The following is a 21,781-nucleotide window of genomic DNA, read 5'->3' as shown; positions in this document are numbered from 1 at the left end:
GTGCTTTAACCCATTAAATGAGAATTGTAACCCTAATACTTTTAGAATTCATACGTCTTATATTAAGCATAAAAAAAACGCTCTATAGGTGTAGAGCGTTTTTAAAATATGAAATTGTGGTTTATAGAGATTAGCGCATGGCCATAGTATCCGATTTTAAGATGATGTCGTATTCTGCCACTAATAAACCATCTTCAGTTTGAGGTTTTAAGATGCGTGACGTATCTCCGTTTTTCTTCATACGCTTTCTGCAAGATTGCGTTAATAAAGGATCATTATCAAATAATAAGGTGTCTTCCATATACTTTGGCGTTGCCGGTGCTTTTATAGAAGGAAATATTTGTTGTGGTTGGTTATAACGTCGGTCCCCTCCTGGTACAAATGTATATAAGGTATATTGTCCGTTCGCATCCGTTTTAACCCAACTGCGGTGAAACACATAACGTTCATCTCCAGATTTTCTTAAATCAAAATTACCATCTTCATCAGGTTGTTCTATAAATAGAATAACATCCTTTGCTGGTGTTACACCATCGCTTTGATAAATTGTTCCCGTTAATTTAAGCTTGTTTTCTTTTGAATGATATTCAGGAATAGTGTCAACAGATCTTAATTGCTTTATGACATTAGGCGCAATAAGTTGTTCTATATCCGTTTCTAAGTCGGCATCTTGTGCAACAACAGTATTGAACATGAAACATACACTAAGGATCGAAAGGAAGGCGCTAAAATTTTTCATACAAATGGGATTTAATACCTTCAAAGTTGTCAATTAAATATGGTAAAACCTTAAAAATCACATTAATGCAGTTTTTATCCGATAAAGTGAAATTAGAGGTTAAAAAATCCGACGAAAAGCACGAATAGTATTTGATATTGAGTGGTTTAGTTGTGTTGTCTCTTTTAATTAGGTATTACAATGATGAAATTATAGGGTTTGATAAACCTTAAATGAGGGGTATTTTGAACGATGCGAAAGTAGATTAGAAAAGATGATTTTACAGTTTGCTTTTTGTTGTAAAATAACTAGCTTTTAAGAGGCTGTAAAATGAAATTTCATATGGTTTTTTTCGACCACTTTTAGGGTGAAAAATGAATTAAGGCGTGACTAATCTTGAAAAAACCGAAAAAGTATTTCATCGATAAAATATGCGTTTTGTCAAGCGTATTAGCCGTTTATCTGCTAAAACGTGCATTTCATGTGTAGACTTTCTTTTGTAAAATCTTTGAAATAAAGTTGTTTTATTTAATAAATTGTATAGATTTGTGTCCCTAACATGATCTAAAAAGCGTGAATATGAAAACCAAATCTACTTTTTTTTGTGCTCTATTTTTACTCCTTACGAGCCTTACATTTGCCCAGAAAAAAGACCATTCCCAGAGTATTATCAGTGGTAAAGTCAATATAAAGAAATACCACAGTCGTGAGGATTTAAAAAAGATGAAAAAAGGAGAGCTACTGGATCTCTATATCGAACGAATTGAAGTTATCGTAAATATTCTTCCTAATATTGCCTTTGCAACGAAACCGGGAGTAACAATGGAGTCTTTAGGGATTCCGGATACTAAGGACAATAAAAAAGCGCTTGAGGAAAACATAGAGGCTTCTAGCTCGTATTTTGATAGTACTATTGAGTTTCAGAAAAAGATTTTACCTTATTCTGATACTGTAGATTTAATAGCAGCAATCTTGTTCTATGAATCTACATTAAAAGCACTACATACTTATGACGATTTTAAAAAAGAATAATAAGAGATTTAAATTCTAAATCTTGTATGAAAACCTTGACTTTGCGGTCAAGGTTTTTTTTTAGTCTTAAAATGAGCTTCAAATGTTAAAATTATACTTTTATCCGTTCTTTAGTCCGATAAAGAGTTTTTTACTGTATGCTTTTACTTACAATTAGGTTTAATTTATGCATTTCGTCGATATTATTTGTGTTTCATAGATAAAGTTTATATGTTTGATCTTAATTGTATGAAAAGCCTTTATAATCAACATCAAAAGACCCTATTTATGAAAAATATTACACTCACTTCACTTTTCTTCTTGGTTGCTTTTAGTTCGTTGTTAGCACAACAGGAAAAAGGAATTACGGGATATAATAATTGGTTGGACAGCTGGACTGATTTTCAGCCAAATAAAGCTAACTATGATGAGCCTAATCAAATTCTTTCAGGTAACATCACGGAAGACATTACGTTATCTAAAAGAAATACCTATTTATTATTAGGTGATGTTTTTGTTACGGATAGCACTACATTAACTATAGAACCCGGAACCGTAATCTTAGGCGACTCCAAAAGTAAAGGCGCTTTAATTATTACCAATGGATCTCAAATTATAGCAGAAGGGACGGCGACAGACCCTATTGTGTTTACCTCTAATAAAACGGATAAGAAACCTGGTGATTGGGGTGGCTTGTTTTTATTAGGTGATGCACCTACAAATGTATTTGGAAATGTAACCGCACTTAATTATGGGTTTAGACCTACTGAAACCAACCATATTAGTTATGGTGGAGAGCACTTGGAGGCTAATTCAGGTTCTCTTAATTATGTTAGAATTGAATACGCGGGTAAGAAAACTAAAGACTTTGGGAACTTTAGTGGTTTAACCTTAGCAGGCGTTGGTAACCAAACCGCGATTAAAAATGTTATGGTGAGTTATAGTGATGGTCATGCTTATAATGTTTTAGGTGGGGAAATTGCATTATCCAAAGTGGTTTCTTATAGAGCGCGTAAAAATGATTTCAACTTTAACTTCGGGACACAGAGTCGAATTGAAAACTCTATAGCTATTCGTTCTCCATATATTTCAAGCGCAGATGGCTCACGTTGTATGGCTATAAAGTCTTATGATAATAAAGAGAATTCAGATAGTACCAAGAAAGAAACTTTTGTAGATGCTTCTAACCTTACACTTATTAATGTGAGTAACGATCTTAAAACCGATATGCAAATGAGCTTGGTGCAAGAGGCTATTTTTATTGGAGCTGATGCGACTTTTCATATTAATAAAAGTGTGATTTCTGGATTTCAACCTGCGGTAATCTTAGATGATAAAATTCAGATTAATAATGAAAATCTTATTAAAATTAGATTTACACGCTCTTACTTTAATAATTGCAAAGGCAATATTTTTAGAAAAGGCTACACAAATAACGACGATTTAGAAAGTTGGTACGGCTCTAGAGCTTTTGATAATGTATACTCTAAAGGACCAGATGAGGAAACCTTTATAGATTCTGATCATAGCAAGTATCCTGATTTTAGATTGCGAATTAATAAAATTATTGCGTCTAACGATTTATTTGACGATGAAGACAAATAGGCTTAGTGCTGCTAAGGCATTAAGCGCTTAATTATCCTGTTGATACGTTTCATGAAATCCCAAACAAGCTTATAGATTAAAAAACTACAATTCTTCCTCAATGCTTAAACCAACCTACCTCACTCAATTCTTATGCGGAATTTGCTTTTTTATAGTAGCAATATTCAGTGAAGCCAAGGCGCAAATTGTAATTGGGACACCAAACCTCGGATTTACGCAGGCTTGTGCGAGTGCCGATTTTAATACCTACTACGCAACCTTTATCTTTTCAACGGCTGATGATTTATCTACAAATCAATTTAGTGTAGAATTATCGGATGCTGATGGTGAATTTGAAACCACTACCGTGGTATATACCTCTGCTGAAGGTGAAATTACGTCATCGCCGGCGACGGTTGGATTTTCTATTCCTGAAACTACAGCGGGAGAAAACTATAAGATTCGTATTAAGAGTTCTTCGCCGGCAGGGACAAGTTCAAGATCTGTGGGCTTTGCCGCCTATTATAAAGTTCAAGATGAACCCTTCACTATTAATAATTTGGTTTCAACAGGCGCATTTTGTGCCGGAGGTAGTTATTTATTAACAATCGATAATCCTGGAAGCGGTTCAAACAATTCTCCATTACAATATCCAAATCTTACCTATAAATGGTATAAAGAAACAAGTCCGACAACATCGGCTTTTGTCGCAGATGGTGCTACCCTATCTGTGGATACTGAAGGAACCTATTTTGTAAAAACGAATTACGGAAGCTGTACCTCAGATTCATTTTCAAATCGTGTCACTATAAGTGAGGCGGCCTCAGGTGAAGCTAATGCTACTATTGCTTCTAGTTTAGGAAATCCTTTTTGTCCGGAGCAAGGTTATACAACTTTAAGTACTATAGGTGGTGTAAGTTATCAATGGTATAAAGATGGAAACATAATTCCAGATGCTACGTCTCAAATGTATCAAACTGATGCGTCAGGACTGTACTCTGTGATTGTTGATTTAGGCGCTTGTTTAACTTCGGGATCTATTGAGTTGGTCAGCGAATTGTTTGACAGTTCTATTAATGTTCCTGAATTTAATGAGATGTTAGACGGCGAGTCTTTAACAGTAACAGTGACGGATACTGCTTTAGATCCTATATATGAATGGTATTTAAACGGAACGCTTATCACTTCAGCAATAGATGAGACGTTTGAAGCTATAGCCTTTGGAGATTACGAAGTGGTGATCACAGAGACAGCTGGTTGTAATGCTTCAGTAGCTTATACCTTTTATATTGAAGAAACCTTAGATCTTTTTCCTGAAGTGGCTAATATTCCAAATGTAATTAGTCCTAATGGCGATCAAATTAATGATACTTGGATTATTCCAGCGCAATACGTAAGTGGTACAGATACGGAAATTATCATCATGACCAATCGTGGTAAAGTGGTATTTAAAACCAATGATTATCAGAATAATTGGCCAGAAACCGATTTAAATTTAACCAGTGTTAGTCAAGTGTATTATTACGTCATCACGACAGCCGATAACGAAACAAAAAAAGGATCGATTACGGTCGTGAAATAGCATGAAAAGATATTTTCTACTTCTCATATTATGTATCTGCTCATCAGGGCACTTCTATGCGCAAGAAGATGATGGCGTGGTGGCTTTTGATTTGCCAACACGTAATTCTTTAACCTTTAATCGTTTTACTATAAACCCAACGTTTAGTTTTGTAAGAGAACAAACTAAATACATCAGTTTCTATAACAAAAGAGAATGGGTACAATTTGAGAATGCTCCTCTCACCTATTTAGCAAGTTATTCAGGACGTTTTGGCGAAAATATTGGTGCCGGCATTGGGTTGTTTCAGCAAAACTATGGTGTACTTACTACTTTTGGTGGGATTCTTAATTTTGCCTACAATGCCCAGTTGGGATATGATAGCAATCTAACCTTCGGACTTAATATTGGAGCCTATAAAAGCGGTGTAAATACAGCTAATGTTATTACCAATTTTCAAGATCCGTCATTACAAAACATTCCTGATAATTTCTTATTAACCGTTAATCCAGGAATCAATTATGGTACGGAATTTTTAGATTTCGGACTTGCCGTTAAAAATTTAGCTTTATATAATGTAAAGACTTCTACGCTTATTGAGGAGAATCCTAAGCAAAGTTTACAAGCGCATATGTTATACACGGGCTATATACGTAGCCGTGATTTTTTTGATCGTAGTAAATTCACAGGTTTAATCCAATCTGAATTCCAAGAGGAAGAAACTATTCTGTCGGGTGTCGCTATGGTAACGGTGCCAAAAGGAATATGGGCACAAGTGGGCTACAATACGTTATACGGTGTTTCAGGAGGACTAGGTTTGCATATCACGGATCACATTGCGCTAGAGTATAATTATGAAACGGCGTTCGGTGATCTTAATCAATTTGGACCTTCGCATGAAATAACACTGGCTTACCGTTTTAAGAATAATAAGTATTACGATTACAGTCGAGAAGATGAAATAAGTAGTATTCTGTCTTCAGGAAATAAGCGTCGTTATAAAAAGACTAGAAAATCTAAAGTGGCGCGTACCACGAGTTCTAAAAAGAAAGCTCATGAAACAAAGGAGACGGTTTCAAAAATAGAGTCTGAAAAAGAATCTACAGAAACGGTGGTTGTTGCTCAAAATACTAAGGATGATAAAACGGATGAACAAGAAGCACAAGCCGCTGCTGAAGCTGAAGCCAAACGCTTAGCGGAACAACAAGCACAAGCTGCTGCCGAAGCTGAAGCCAAACGATTAGCAGAAGAACAGGCACAAGCCGCTGCTGAAGCTGAAGCCAAACGTTTAGCGGAACAACAAGCACAAGCCGTTGCCGAAGCTGAAGCCAAACGATTAGCAGAAGAACAGGCACAAGCCGCTGCTGAAGCTGAAGCCAAACGCTTAGCGGAACAACAAGCACAAGCCGTTGCCGAAGCTGAAGCTAAACGCTTAGCGGAAGAACAAGCACAAGCCGCTGCCGAAGCTGAAGCCAAACGATTAGCAGAAGAACAAGCACAAGCTGCTGCAGAATCAGAAGCCCAAAGACTAGAGGAAGAACAAGCGCAAGCCGCTGTAGAAGCTGAGGCGCAAACTGTAGTAAATGAAGGTGTTGAAATCCCAGAAGTAGACACTGTGCAAGCGACAGATCAGTTAGGTATGCAGATGCAAGAGCTTGCTGAAATAACGACCGACGCTGAGGCAGTTCAAAATGATTTATTAGCGCAATTAAGTGCCATCATTGACATCAAAGATCAGGACTTAAAAGACCTTAAAAAGGAAAATGATTTAAGTGATCAAGGAATAACCGTTGCGCCTAAAGCTTTTAAAAGTGTAACCGCTGAAAACAATAAATTAAAAGCGGTTAAATTCGATTTAGATAAGGTTATTGCTGAAAGACAAGAGAATATCGATGCCTTAACAAAACTGTACGATACACGTAGTGAGAATAGTGAGTTTGCTATGGATGAAGTTAATCTCTTTTACAAGAAAGAGATTAAGCGATTAAAGTCTGAGCAATTAAAAGCCAATAATCTTCTCGCACAATTAGATGTTAAGCTTGAAGCGATAAAAGTGGCTACTGAATTTGAAAAACGTAGACGTATTAAACGTGCGGCTTATAGCAGTGAAAAAGACCGCTACAGTCAAGATCGTGCCATGTTAAAAAGCATTAGAGAAACCACAAGCTTAAGTGAAACACCATTAAAAGAAGAGGATTTTGATTTTGGAGAGCTTCAAGGCAATAGCATTAAAATATTAAAAAACATCGAGAATATTGAGAGTGGTTATTACCTTATTATTGCGGTGCATAGCGATACGGATCGTAGAAATAAATTTTTAAAGAATGTGGTGGCCTCAGGAAGAACCGATGTCGATTTCTTCCACGATGTTAACACGAGTAAATATTATATTTTCTATGAAAAATTTGAGGATATCGGAAGTGCAACCAACGCTTTATCAGCAAAAGGAAATAGACCATATAATGGAAAAATGTCTATCGTAAAAATTGAAAACTAATTAGAATTAAGCCAACCCTTACCGGAAGCTTTGCCCCAAGTCAACGGTAAAAACCTAAAATAAATGATCATGAAAAAACCTACTTTTTCTAGAATAGCTATTGTGCTTCTCTTATGTCTTATCGGACAACTATCATTTGCCCAAAACTATGTGCCCTTTCAACCGCGGTTCAATGAAGATTTAAAAGGAGATATTGTGCTTATTGGTAACAATATATTAGGTCCGGATAATAATGCCTTCAACAATAATTCCATGTACAACCACTTGGTAGACATGACTTATATTGATATTGATGGCGATAGTTCTACCTTCAGTTCATCAAGTGCAGACTTAGATATCGAAAACCCTAACTGTTACCGTATTATTTATGCCGGCTTGTATTGGGGCGCTGTAAATCCAGGGGATGCGCCTATAACAGATGTGAAATTTAAAGGTCCAGTAGGAGACTATAATGATATTGAAGGAACGGTTATTTATGATGCCGGAACCAACTCTACCGATGGTGGTGATAGTTTTTCATACGCCTGTTTTGCCGATGTAACCTCAATTGTAACCAGTTATGGATCGGGGGTAGATTTAGGAACCTATACCGTTGCTAATGTATCTTCTGCTGAAGGTAGAACGGCCTCTTATAGTCCTTACAATGGTACTGGGCAATCTGCGGGTTGGTCGCTTTTTATTGTTTATGAAGACCCTACCCTACCTGGGAAATCGATTACTAGTTTTGATGGATTTAGTGCCATTAGTATTGCTGGAGGAAATCCTAATGTCGATATTCCTGTTGATGGTTTTAGAACCATCCCTGCTCCTGCTCCAGTTAGAGCAAATTTTGCTTTTGCAACCTTAGAAGGTGATAGTCCTATTTTAGGAGACCGTTTAAAATTGAATGGCGTTAGTTTATCTACAGCAGACCGTCCAGCGTCTAACTTTTTTAATAGTTCGGTAACCCAATTAGATGCAACACCAGTTAACGATCGTGTTCCTAATAGCACCAATACTTTAGGGTTTGACACGGGAACTATTGCTGTACCTAACCCCGGAAATTCGGTTATAGCCAATGATGCCACTTCAGGAACAATTCGTTTAGAAACCAGTGGGGATACTTATTTCCCTTATTTCTTCGCCTTTGCTGTGGAAATTATAGAACCTCATATTGTACTAACAAAAATTGTAGAAGATGATGCCGGAAATAATATTGGTGATGATTACGTAGGTTTAGGATCCTCTTTAAATTATGTTATCGGTTTTCAGAATACAGGAAACGATAATGCAACAAGTTTTCAAATAAGGGATATTTTACCCGTGAATATTATTTTTAATTATCCTGAAGATTTAGTATTGCCACCAGGAGTCACCGTATCTAGCTATGATCCAGCGACAAGAGAGATTATTTTTGCTATTGATGATGCTTTAGTTGAAGAAAATGATCCGGTTTATGAAATTCGTATTGAGGTTGAAGTCGTAGAATCCTGTAATCTTTTAATAGATGCTTGTACGAATATCATTAGTAATCAAGCCTTTGCGAGTTATAACGGATATTATAATCCGACTTTCCATATTACAGACGATCCAAGTTTAAGTAGTAACACAGGTTGTTTAATTTCACCACAAGCCACCAACTTTTTAGCTGATTTAAACTGTACGTTTTCAGAAGAAATTGTTCTTTGTGGCGACAGTGTAGAACTTACGGCGGCCAATGGTTACGATTCTTATGCATGGTCTACAAGTGAAACAGGCACCCCTGTTATAGGAACAACACAAACAATTACCGTAACAGAAACAGGAACTTATTATTCTTTTAATACAGCAGTGGCACCATGTCAATCCATTGTTCAGGAATTTGATGTGGAGTTATTTGGCGGCAACAGCACAAATCCAGTAATTCCTTATGCTGATGAAGTGGTAATCTGTCCTAATGATGGTAAGCCTTTACCTAATATCTTTTTATGTGGGGCTAACGATTATAGATTAATTGAAACAAATATTTCTAATTCCATATCCGTAATTTGGGAACAACTTGATGAAACTAGCTGTGCTGCGGTTACCGATGCCGATTGTGCTAATGAAGACCCCGGATGTATTTGGAATGAAGTGGCTAATGGCTCAAACTATTTAGCGGATACGGCCGGACAATATAGGCTGACCATTAATTATCCAGGAGGATGTTTTGTACAGTATTATTTTAATGTTTATGAAAATGTTCTTGATGCTACTATTAATGCAGAAGATATTATTTGTTTAACACCAGGAAGTATTACAGTTAATGGGGTACCTTCTGGATATGAATATAGTTTAGATGGGAGCAACTACCAAGATAGTAATATCTTTGAAGTAACTATCCCAGGATTTTATACAGCTTATATTAGACAAGCTGGAATTGCAACTAATCCTTGTGTTTTTACAGTTCCTGATATTCAAATTAGAGGTCGTGATTTTTTTGGATCAGCGATTATCACGCAACCTTACTGTCAAAGCGATAAAGGTAGTATCCATTTAGCGGCTAATGATTCAGATCCGCAATATTCTTTCGAGCTATCTCAAGGAAGCACTGTGGTAAATAGTGTTGGGCCTATTGTAGAAAACAATTACACATTTCAGAATTTAAACCCTGGAACATATACTGCACTGATCACCTCGGAAAATGGTTGTACCTATTCTGAAGAGATTACCATTATAGAACCCCCAATTCTAACGGCAACAGTAGCCTTAACGAGCCCTTTAAATTGTACAGAGGGAGAAATAACGGTTTACCCTGAAGGTGGAACACCTCCTTACTTCTATTTCGTAAATAGTTCTACAGACTTTCAAACGGTTCCAGAAATCTCAGTGAGTACTGCAGGGACTTTTAATATTACCGTTACAGATGCTAACAACTGTAGTACGGATGTTACGATTACTGTAGAAGCTATTGCTTCGCCAGAATTCACAGTAGATATTACAGATATTACTTGTGCAGATGCGAGTAACTCAGGAGTCTTAACCATTGATGTTTCTAACCCTAATGGTAATAGTATTTCTTACAGTATTGATGGTGGAACCACTTTTGTAAATTCTAATACATTTAATGGATTACCTGCAGGAGACTACGATGTGGTGCTTCAATATATTTCGGGTCCTGATGTGTGTGAAACCCCACTTCAAACCGTAACTATAGATTCTGGGTCTACTATTGTAGGAACCGTAGAATTATCAACGCCTTTAACTTGTACTTCAGCAGGTGAAATTACAGTAACCAATGCTACAGGTGGCGATGCACCATATACCTACAGTCTTGATGGGGTGAATTTCCAATCAGGTCCTGTGTTTAGTAATTTAACACAAGGGGATTATACCGTTATTGTAAAAGATGCGAGTGGCTGTAGTGCTGCTACGGAAACTATTACGGTTGAGGCTTTAGATCCGCCAACAGATTTAGAATTTGATAATACCCCTATTACCTGTCCAACAAACGAAACTACAGTGACCATTGTGAATACTATAGGTGGAATTGGGATATTAGAATATCAAATAACTGCGCCGGCAGCGGCGGCAACGCCTTATCAAACGGGAGCCTCATTTTCTGGACTTGCTCCTGGGACTTACACGTTCCAAGTAAAAGACGAAAACGACTGTACCTATAGTGAAACTTATACGATTGACCCTATCCCTACCCCTACTCTTGCTGTGGTATTAACGGAAGGTTTAGATTGTACGGCTACTCCAGATGCGCTTTTTTCAGGAACCTTAAGTGGAACCGCGCCTTACACGTATGCTGTAGCTATAGATGGTGGTAGTTTTACAGACTTAGGGAGTACAGGTACAACATTTACCTACGCGACGCCTAATGCAGGAACGTATCAATTTGAAATTACAGATGCAAATGGTTGTACAGCGCAATCGTCTGTGCTTACTGTAAATCCGCTATCCTTACCAGACTTTAGTGTTGTAGCACAAGTAGAACCTATTTTATGTCATGGTAACAGTAACGGATCAATTAATGTAGAAATTGATACCGCAACAGGGACACCACCTTATGAAATTAACGTTTATAATGAAACAACAGGAACGGATTACGGGAGTCAAACCACAAGCTTAACAGCAGGGTCTTATACCATAACAGTTACAGATTCTAAGTCTTGTACAGCTACGGAAACTGTGGTTATTAATGAGCCAGATCAGATCATCGTAGATTATAGTACTGTAGATATCACCTGTACTTCAGGCGGCGTGTCTCAGGGATCTGTAATTGTAAATGGCGTTACTGGTGGGACAGGACCTTACAACTATTTTGTAACGGGTACCAACGGGTATTCTAATTCTGAGCTTAATAATTTAGGAACAACCTCTGTGAATTTTGATGTTGTGGATTTTGGGCTGTATGAAATCAATGTGGTTGATGCTAATGGCTGTTCGGTGTTAATTCAAGATGTTTTAGTGGCATCACCTCCAACAGATTTAGATATAGATATTATAACAACGGTAGATTGTTCTACGGGCGGTGTTGCTGAAGTCAGCATAGGATCTACCCTAACAAGTGCCGGTCCGTTTTTCTTCAGTATTTATGAAGGACCAGGATTTGATTATCCTACAGGAACTTGGTTAGCTGAAGATACTCCAGGGAGTGAGTCAGCAACGTTTACAGGACTTTTACCAGGGGTTGTCTATACGTTTATTGTTTACGATCAGTCTACAAACTGTAGTTATTATGAACCTTCAACAGTGGCGATTCCAACAAATTCAACATTAACGACCTCAGCAGTTACAGCCAATAATATTACCTGTACAGGAAGTGCAGATGGTAATGTTTCATTTACGGTTAATAGTGTTTACGGAACCGCTGTAGATGTCACTTATGAGATTTTCGATTCTTTAAGTTTGAATAGCACTGGGATTTCAGGTTCAGGGACTGTTCCTGCAAATGGAACTTTTGATGTAAGTAACCTTGGTCCTCTTCCTTATGGAAATTATTTTGTGTCTATTATAGAAACTTCAGGACCTAATGCAGGTTGTGGTGTGGTAACGCTTCCATTTAACATTACAGAGTCGGCATTTCTTTTAGAGTTAGCTGTTTCTATTGATCAAAATGCTAATTGTGAAGCTAATTCAGGAATTATTAGTGCTGTGGCCTCTAATGGTACGGCACCTTACCAATACCAAATGACCACATCAGCTACAGCTCCTGCTGCTAACGATACGGCTTGGGGATCTTCAAGTACGTTTTATGCAGATGCGGGAAGTTATTATGTTCATGTAACGGATGCTTATGGTTGTGTAGTAACGAGTCCTGTTCAGGTTTTAGATATGGATCCGACGCCTGTAGTTTCTGCAACCTTAACCAACCAATGTACGGTTGCTGAAGGTGCTTATGAAATTGCAGTGACTTTAGATGCTGTAGGAGTTCCTCCGTATTCAGTAAGTATTAATGGCGGTGCTTTTCAAACACAATCATTTCCTTTTACCTTATCTAATTTATATTCAGGAACCCATAGTATTACAGTGAATGATGTAAATGGCTGTGGAAACACCGTAAGTTTAGATATTGTACCACCAGTAAGTTTAACACCAGAAGTTACCGTATTTCCAACCTGTAATGATAATGATGGTGAAATTAGGATAACCGGTACGGGTGGCTCAGGAAGCTATAATTATAGCATCACGCCTAGCTCTAGTACGATAAGCTTGGTGGGGAATGTTTTTACAGGTGTTCCTTCAGGAGTTTATGATATTACGATTACGGATGCGGTAACGGGATGTACGGATGACGTTTCTGTTTCAGTGGCAACTCCTGTGCTTCCAACATTTACTTTAACACCTACGAGCGTAACTTGTTTTGGTGATAATTCGGGAAGTTTTGAGTTGAATGTCTCTAATTATTCTGGGGCTTACACTTATGAAATATTTGATGCTTCGGGTACTTCTGTTAATGGTGTGGTAAATGCCAATACCGCTACAAACCCTGAATTGGTCTCTGGAATGGAAGCAGGAACTTATACGGTCGTAATTACTGAAACCGACGTACCATTCTGTGAGGCCACAAATGGAGTAACTATTACTTCTCCTTTAGAGGCGCTAGATCTTAGTGTGTCTGAAACGGCTAATGTAACGTGTACAGATAGTGAAGGAACTATAAGTGTTATTGCTACTGGCGGTTGGGGTGATTATGAATATGAATTAAGTGGCGCTGCTACCGTACCTTATTCTTCTAATGGAACGTTTACAGGACTTTCAGCAGGAAGTTATACGGTATCCGTAAAAGATGCTGGTGGTTGTATTCTTACGGAAACCATTCTTTTAGAAACTCCAGATCCTATTACGGCAACCTTTACACCTAGTACTACGATGTTAACGTGTTTCGGAGATCGGAATGCGAGTATTACGATTTCAAATGTTAGCGGTGGTCAAGAATCAAATTTCACCTATACCTTAAATACAATCTTACCGACACCAAGTGTATCAGGTCCTCAAACTTCAAATGTATTTGAAAACTTAGGCCCTGGAACGTATACGGTAACCATTACGGATGGTTTTAATTGTGAAATGACCTCAGAGACTATTGAAATTACAGAACCAGACCCAGTGGTGTCTACCTTGGTAAGAACAACGACCCAAACGTGTTTAACGGAGTCAACATTAACCTTAAGTGCAACAGGAGGTACAGGCGCGTATACTTATAGTGCTAACCCGTCGTTTACACCAATATTAGGAACCTTTACAAGTTCTACGACCTTCTCAGTACCTGATGGAACATATGTCTATTATGTAAGAGATGCTAATGGTTGTGTTACTAATGTGTCTAATGAAATTACAGTAGATCCTTTACCAGATCTAGAAGTTACTTTAGAAGCTTCAAATTTATTTATCAATTGTTCTGGAGATAACAACGGGTCTATCCTTGCTACGGCTACAGGAGGTTTAGGAAATTATATCTATACCTTACAAGACGACTCAGGGAATACAGTAACAGCTACGCAGCCAAGTCCTGGATATTTCACTGAGCTTTATGCTGGAGATTACGTGGTGCTTGTAGAAAGCGGAGATTGTGCGCAAACTTCAACATCTATTAGTATAACAGAACCAGATAATCCAATTGATGCCACATTAAATATTAGTAATGTCAGTTGTGCAGGAAGTAATAATGGTGCTGTTGAAGTGCTTGCAACGGGCGGAACCGGAGTTATTAAATATGCAATTTCACCACAATTAAATCAGTTTTTTGATCAGAATACGTTTGAAAACTTAGCACCTGGTGATTACACCATTATTGTGCAAGATGAATTGGGTTGTTATTTAACGTTCGATATTACTATTACAGAGCCAGCTCCAGTAATCTTAAGTATTGTACCTAATTCACTGTATCCAGAAGTATGTACAGGAGAACTTAATGGTGAGTTTAGCGTAGATATTTCAGGAGGAACGCTTCCATACGAAGTGAGTCTAGATAACTATGATGGGCCATTCACTGTTGGGTCGGCCTCTCAAACCGAATTTGATTTTACCAATTTAGAAGGTGGAGACCATATAGTATTTGTACGCGATGCTCAAGGATGTAGATCGGAATGGAATATTACCTTCCCAGAGTCAGTGACTATTTTACCTGAAGTGTTTATAGAAAGCATTTGTGATAATAACGTTCCTGGAAACCGAGTTACAGTTACTGTAGACGCGTCAATCGAAGACCTTTCTCAACTTGATTACGCTTTAGATGGCGGTCCTTATCAACCCGAAAATGTGTTTACTAATATCCCTGAAGGGACGGATCATTATATTGATGTTAGGCACTCTAATGGCTGTATACAAAGGACAGAATTCTTTGATATAGAAATCGCAGCTCCTGTAACCTTAAGTTTAGAGGAAGGGGAGTTGAATGAGTTTATTGCCTATGCCGCAGGCGGAACTGGAGATTACCAATACACTATGAACGGCGAAGATTATGGCTCTGAAAATTCTTATATCATTACAGAGTCTGGGGTCTACACGGTAACGGTTACAGATGCAAGTGGTTGTTATGCTACAGCGCAAATTGAGTTAGAGTTCCAAGACATTTGTATTACCAATTGGTTTACCCCTAATAATGATGGTGAATACGATACTTGGGCACCAGGTTGTACCGATAACTACCCGAACCTGACCTTTGATATTTTTGACCGTTATGGCCGTAAAGTGGCAACCTATCATGTCGGCGAAGCTTGGGACGGACGTTACCAAGGCAGAGAATTACCTACCGGTGATTATTGGTTTGTAGTTCAAACGAACGACCCTATTAACGATAAAGAGTTTGTAGGACATTTTACACTATACAGATAACAGTTTACAACAATAGAAAAATTGCATTATGAAAAAAATAGCCCTATATATTCTTTTTTTAGTCGTTGCTAACGGTTCTGCACAAGAGTTAAATCTTCCTGTGTTTACACAATATTTAGCAGATAATAATTTTGTGATCTCCCCTACTTATGCGGGTATTGGTGACAACTTAAAAATTAGAGCTAATGGTTTAACGCAGTGGGTAGGGATTAAAGACGCTCCAGATAACCAATCTATTTATGCCGATTTTAGGATTTCGGATCGTTCTGGAATAGGAATCTCGGCCTACAATGATAAAAATGGAAATACACGTCAAAAAGGGGTGAAATTCTCATTTGCGCATCATATTACTTTAGATTATAAAACCAAGCAGTTTCTTTCATTTGGACTGTCGTATAATATCAATAATTTCAGAATCGCTATTGAAGATTTTAACACCTCTTACGATACCCCAATTATCGACCCTTATATCACAGGAGATAAAGGGCAGTCTAATAATAATTTTGATGCCGGATTATTATACCGTTGGAAAGCGTTCTATTTAAGCTTTAACGCGAATAACATTTTAAAGAAAGATATTGACGATTATATTAATGTAGAACCAAGTCTTCTATTAAATTATCAAATTTATAGTGGGGTGGTCATTAAAAGTAAGCAGAATAAAGATGTAGAATTAGAACCTTCTGTGTTTTATCAGATGTTCAGTAGTGATAAGCGTTCTAGTACAGATATTAGTTTCAAATACCGAAAGTTTAATAGAAAAGGAGATTACTATTTTTTAGGGGGCTCTTATCGTTTCCTTAACGATCAGTTTTTAAAACCTTTAAATATTGGACCAATGGCAGGGATTACTTTTAATCAGTTCTTTTTTGCCTATTCTTATCAGGTTACTATGAATGATTTAGCGGCCTATAACTCCGGGACGCATATGGTTACTATAGGTTTAGATTTCTTACAAGGCGCAAGTAATTGTGCCTGTACAAAAGGAACAAGTCAGAGTTATTATCGCTAAGATTAGTGGGCTTGCGTTTACTAGTTTGTATTCATAAGTGACTTATTACGTTTAAGTTATGTTTAACGGTTAATTTTTGTTTATGTCGAAGTAATTGTGCGGTTGTGATTTTTATTGGTTAGGTTTATAAGGCTATTAATTATATACCTTCAATATGAAAAATTCTTTTCACAAGCGTGAATTGGGGAAGATGTGGGCTATTCTAAAGTCGAGAAAATCGTCAATTAAACTCGGTTTTGTAATCTTAATTTCGTTACTATGTCTGGCGGCGTTTCCTTATTTTAATGCCCAAGGGCCTGGCTTGCCGGTACAAAATCACGGCGCTATTAGTCCTTACTTAAATGGAGTCTTTCCAAACCAAGCGAGTATAGATTTAAAAATTGGTCATCGTGTTGCTTATTCTAATTTAAGCTTTAACTCCCCTATTGTGTTTAAACCGGTTCCAAATGAGAATCGTATCATTTTAGCGCAAATCAATGGCGAGATTTACTGGTTTGAAAATGATGAAACCACAACAACTAAAAACCTTTTAATTGATTTAAAAGATGATGTAGGTGTGGTTCACGATGGTGGATTTTTGGGTTTAGCGCTACACCCCGAATTTAATTCGGCAACAAATCCACAAAATTTTGCCTTTGTTTATTATACCTCAGAAAATTGGAATAGTGAAGATGAACCACGTCCGGGGACTCATACAGGGCAAGGTTGTTATTTTAGTGAATCTAATAATGAATACCAAGGGAATTCCATAATTCTAGAACGTCTTGAAATAGATCCGGTGACGATGTCGGTTTTAGCAGGATCGCGGACCAACCTTATCGATATAAGAATGTATGGAACCACGCATTATGGAGGTGGTATAGAATTCGGTAATGATGGTTTTCTTTATCTCACTATTGGTGATCAGGCCTCTTGGAGAAGAGCACAAAATACGACGGATAATCTATCTGGAGGAGCGCTTCGAATTGATGTGGATAAAGATCCTACCAAAAGTCATGAGCCTATTAGAAAGAAACAAGACGTTGGTTATGCCGGCGAATCTTCAGGGATTGAATATTGGATCCCTAACGACAATCCGTTTCTGAGTCCTGATGGTTCTACTTACGAAGAATATTACAGTATTGGTCTAAGGAATCCTTTTCGAATGACTAAAGATCGTGTAACGGGCGATTTTTATATCGGTGATGTAGGCTTAAACAATCATGAAGAAGTTAATGTTTTAACTTCAGGTGCCAATTATGGTTGGCCGCTTTATGAAGGTTTTGATCTAAGACCTAATGGCGGGACTTGTGTTAACCTCCTAAATAATATGCCGCATGAATTACCACTCACCGAATTTGCGCGTAACGACGCGAATGCCTTAGCGGGTGGATTTGTTTATAGAGGAGTTGAAATCCCTGATCTTTATGGGGTCTATGTTTGTGCCGATTATGGTGGTGGAGACGAAATTTTTTCTGTGGATATTACTACCGGAGCTTACGAGCAAATTTCAACATTAGGTAATGTAATTTCATTTGGAGAAGATTATAATGGCGAATTGTACATGTTGCGTTATGGGAATAATCAAAAGATTTATAAACTTATTGAAGGTGTCGATGATGGTTATATACCCATGCCCCAATTACTTTCCGATGTCGGGGTGTTTTCAAACCTTTCAACCTTAGAGGTTATTGATGGTGTTATTCCTTATGAGCTTTACGAATCATTTTGGTCCGATGGCGCCTTAAAAAAACGCTGGATTGCCGTTCCAAATAATGATGGTGGATTACATACAGGGAGTGGTGAGCAAGTCGATTATGATGAATATAGCGATTGGGAATTTCCACCAGGTACTGTTATTATAAAACATTTTGAATTAAAAGTTGACGATACAGATCCTACTGTAACCCGAAAAATAGAAACACGCTTCTCAATTGTAGATCAGTTGGGCGATTGGTATTTTCTCACCTACAATTGGAATGACGATCAGCTCGATGCTGTACTCCAAACCACAAGCCTAAATGAACCTGTGAGTATTGCAACTGATAACCTTGGAGGAACACGAACTCAAACCTGGCATTTTCCTTCAAATTCAGAATGTGGCACTTGCCATAATGACGCCAATAAAGGAAGTTTAGGGCTGAAATCCAGATACCTTAATACGGATTACGATTATTCTACTCATGATCCTGTATATGGACAAATAGGGAATCAATTGGTTACATGGAGTCATTTAGGACTCTTAAATCAATCTATTACCGATGCGGATACGGAATATATTACCACTAACACCGCTATTGATGATCCCTTGGCATCTATAGATGAAAAAGCTAGGTCTTACTTAGATTTAAATTGTGCCTATTGCCATCGCTTAGATCATAATAACCGTACGGATTTCGATTTAAGAGTTTTTAATAGTTTAGAGGCCACACAGATTTTAAATACAGGAATACTAACACCGTTAAACGTGGCGCCAGATGAAAAAGTGATTTTTCCGGGCGATGCTTCTAAGTCTATTTTATACCATAAAATGAATAGTGTTTCGCCTTCTATTATGATGCCTCCGCTTTCCAAATTGGCCATAGATCAACCGGCTGTGGATTTAATTGAGGCTTGGATCAACCAATTAGATAATGATCCTACTACGGAAGACAACAATCCCAACCCTATGAGCAATTTAGCGCTCTTACCTTCGGCAACCGTTGTCGGTTCAGTAGGTTCAGGAGACCCAGGACGAGGAACGCCAGAAGAAATCCTTTACGATCCCATGACTAATGGCTATAAAATGTACTCGCAATATGCAGAATACGGTTGGCCATATAATTATAATGCAGGCCTTGTAGACGAAGCCAATGGTTTTTTTCTTCATGTAGAATGGCCAAATCCTAAATTTATAAATTACATGACTATAGGGGGCGCTTACTCAAGCCAACCTCAACCCAATACCATGTGGCGTGTAAGTTATTTAAGAGCGGGCACATGGCATACGTTAGATCAAGGTCAAGGCGGATGGATAGATGGTGGCATTTATGAATGGGGCGGCGCTACCCAAACTCCTATTTTAGCTGAAGCTGTAAAGGTGGTATTGTACAGTGATGGAAATAATGATTTGTTCAGTATTCATTTAAGGGGCCGTGGAGGGAATTCTGGTGTGGGCGATGCTAATCCTAACAATCCCTATTATAATGATGTGGATACCGAGCCGAAAGCAACGTTATTTCAGTTTGTTCCTTATGATGTTCCAACAATTATTGATAATATAGTGGTAGGGGCTCAACAATCACCTTGTAATACCAATGATAACACCTATACGCAAGAACTTGTGGTGACCTATTCTAATCCGCCTACAACGGGATTTTTAGTGGTCAATGGGCAAGATTTTCCTATAACATCAAGTCCGCAAACAGTTACGCTAACAGGACTCATGGCTAATGGAGAAGATGTTGAGGTTGAAGCGGAATTTTCAGATGGTTATAAAACGAATTATTACAGTTTTCAAACCGTTTTTACAGCTCCAGAAAATTGTGTAGACCTTATTGTTGGTGTGGATGAAACCTTGTTAATCGATTCTGATTACACCGTGCCTAGTGCTGGTACCGTTGAAATTCTCGAAGGAGGTGCGCTAACGATTACAGGAAACTTGACCATTAATGGCGAGGTGATTTTAAATTCTATTTCTGATAAATATTCAAGTCTTATTGTTGAAGGTACAAGTACAGGAACCATAAATTATAAGCGCCATGTAAATGCTTACAATGGTATTACGGGTAACGATCTTATTGCGCCGCCAGTAAACAATCAAACTTTTGGAGAATTTTCAATAAACAACAATGAGAATTTATATGAAAACCCAAATAATACGGCTCAGAAGTTATTTGGACCGTTTGATGAGGTTGCAGGAGCATATCTCCTTTATGATACAAGTAATTATGCCACGACACCCTTAGAAGTAGGATTGGGCTATAGAGCGGCAAGAGATAGTAGTGACGATGCGCTTATGGGAACAACGTTAAGTTTTAATGGTACGGTGGAAACCGGCACAGTAACACAAAACATAAGCTCTACAAGTACGGGTTATAATGGGTGGAATTTAGTAGGAAACCCCTACCCTTCTTATTTGGATTTTGATCTGTTTTTCAATGTAAATAACACACAATTAGATTCAGGTTCTTATCAAGCGGTTTATGGTTATGATGGTGATGAAACTAACGGATGGACGGTATGGAATCTTGCCACTACAGGGCAAAGTATGGCGCCAGGGCAAGGCTTTTTTATTAAAAGTAAATCTGGCGGCGGACAAATAACGTTTACGCCGGCTATGCGAACGGGTGGGAATTCTGACGACTTTGTGCTGGGTAGAGATGCGAATCCGCATATCGGATTTTTAAAATTGAAAGCCAGTACTGCGGAAGCGCAATTTCATACGGATTTCTATTTTAATGCAAATGCGTCTAGTCAGCTAGATCCAGGTTACGATGCGGCCTTGTATAATGGTTATACGCCCGATTTTTCATTGTATTCACACTTAGTAGACAATAGCACGACCCTCCCCTATATGATTCAGACTTTAGGAGAAATGGATTTAGCAAATGTTACCATTCCATTAGGGTTACATGCTTCGGAAGGAGAAAACATTACGATAAGTATTCTTGATCAGGATTTACCGGAAAGTGTTAGTGTTTATCTTGAAGATAGCCTTAATAATACCTATACCCTATTAAATGAACAAGATTACACCTTTACGTCAGAAACAAACCTCTCAGGTATTGGTCGTTTTTATTTAAGATTTGAAGACGGTGTATTGCATCTTCCTGAACATGATTTAGATGGTATTGCTATTTTCGCAAATGAAGCTGAACGTTCTATCAGTATTGTAGGCCCTTTAGAAGCACCAACCCAATTTATATTGTATGATATTCATGGACGCGTGGTGAGTCATCAGTCTTTAAAAACGAATCAATTTGAACAAAGTATTCCGGTACATTATCTTAGTTTTGGGGTTTATATTGTAGAGCTAAAGTCCGATAAAGGTTTCAAGCGTATTAAAAAAGTAGTCTTAAAATAAAAAGTATAAACCTAATAAAAACGCAAAAAAACAACATTTTTGCGTTTTTTTATGGGCTTGTATCTTGGTTT

The 21,781-nt window shown here is 37.8% G+C and carries 8 protein-coding genes; 7 read left to right on the top strand and 1 reads right to left on the bottom strand.

The window, feature by feature from the left end:
* Positions 1-130: 130 nt before the first annotated feature.
* Positions 131-739 carry a peptidase associated/transthyretin-like domain-containing protein gene (locus tag DFQ08_RS11750; protein ID WP_114310226.1) on the bottom strand — a complete coding sequence of 203 codons (609 nt, stop codon included), beginning with the start codon at positions 737-739 and terminating at the stop codon, positions 131-133.
* 558 nt (positions 740-1,297) lie between these two features.
* Between DFQ08_RS11750 and DFQ08_RS11745 the strand changes: the two genes are divergently transcribed.
* The 7 genes from DFQ08_RS11745 to DFQ08_RS11715 all read left to right on the top strand — a co-directional run bounded on the left by DFQ08_RS11745 (position 1,298) and on the right by DFQ08_RS11715 (position 21,710).
* On the top strand, positions 1,298-1,750 hold the full coding sequence (locus tag DFQ08_RS11745; protein WP_114310225.1) for a hypothetical protein: 453 nt from the start codon (positions 1,298-1,300) through the stop codon (positions 1,748-1,750).
* 267 nt (positions 1,751-2,017) lie between these two features.
* Positions 2,018-3,334 (top strand): hypothetical protein, encoded by a 1,317-nt coding sequence (locus DFQ08_RS11740; RefSeq protein ID WP_114310224.1) that lies wholly within the window; start codon positions 2,018-2,020, stop codon positions 3,332-3,334.
* A 100-nt stretch (positions 3,335-3,434) separates the two neighbouring features.
* The gene (locus tag DFQ08_RS11735) at positions 3,435-4,895 is read left to right on the top strand and encodes a T9SS type B sorting domain-containing protein (RefSeq protein WP_114310223.1); all 1,461 of its coding nucleotides are present in this window, start codon (positions 3,435-3,437) and stop codon (positions 4,893-4,895) included.
* Between the two features lies 1 nt (position 4,896).
* Positions 4,897-7,371 (top strand): PorP/SprF family type IX secretion system membrane protein, encoded by a 2,475-nt coding sequence (locus DFQ08_RS11730; protein WP_114310222.1) that lies wholly within the window; start codon positions 4,897-4,899, stop codon positions 7,369-7,371.
* 69 nt (positions 7,372-7,440) lie between these two features.
* Positions 7,441-15,654: a T9SS type B sorting domain-containing protein gene (locus tag DFQ08_RS11725; protein WP_114310496.1), complete on the top strand. Its 8,214-nt coding sequence runs from the start codon at positions 7,441-7,443 to the stop codon at positions 15,652-15,654.
* 28 nt (positions 15,655-15,682) lie between these two features.
* Positions 15,683-16,666 carry a PorP/SprF family type IX secretion system membrane protein gene (locus tag DFQ08_RS11720; RefSeq protein WP_114310221.1) on the top strand — a complete coding sequence of 328 codons (984 nt, stop codon included), beginning with the start codon at positions 15,683-15,685 and terminating at the stop codon, positions 16,664-16,666.
* 154 nt (positions 16,667-16,820) lie between these two features.
* Positions 16,821-21,710: a PQQ-dependent sugar dehydrogenase gene (locus tag DFQ08_RS11715; RefSeq protein WP_114310220.1), complete on the top strand. Its 4,890-nt coding sequence runs from the start codon at positions 16,821-16,823 to the stop codon at positions 21,708-21,710.
* Positions 21,711-21,781 lie beyond the last annotated feature (71 nt).

This window comes from Winogradskyella arenosi (assembly GCF_003337305.1).
Classification (GTDB): domain Bacteria; phylum Bacteroidota; class Bacteroidia; order Flavobacteriales; family Flavobacteriaceae; genus Winogradskyella; species Winogradskyella arenosi.
Note: the sequence above shows the minus strand (reverse complement) of the source record. Positions and strands in the feature narration are given on the sequence as shown.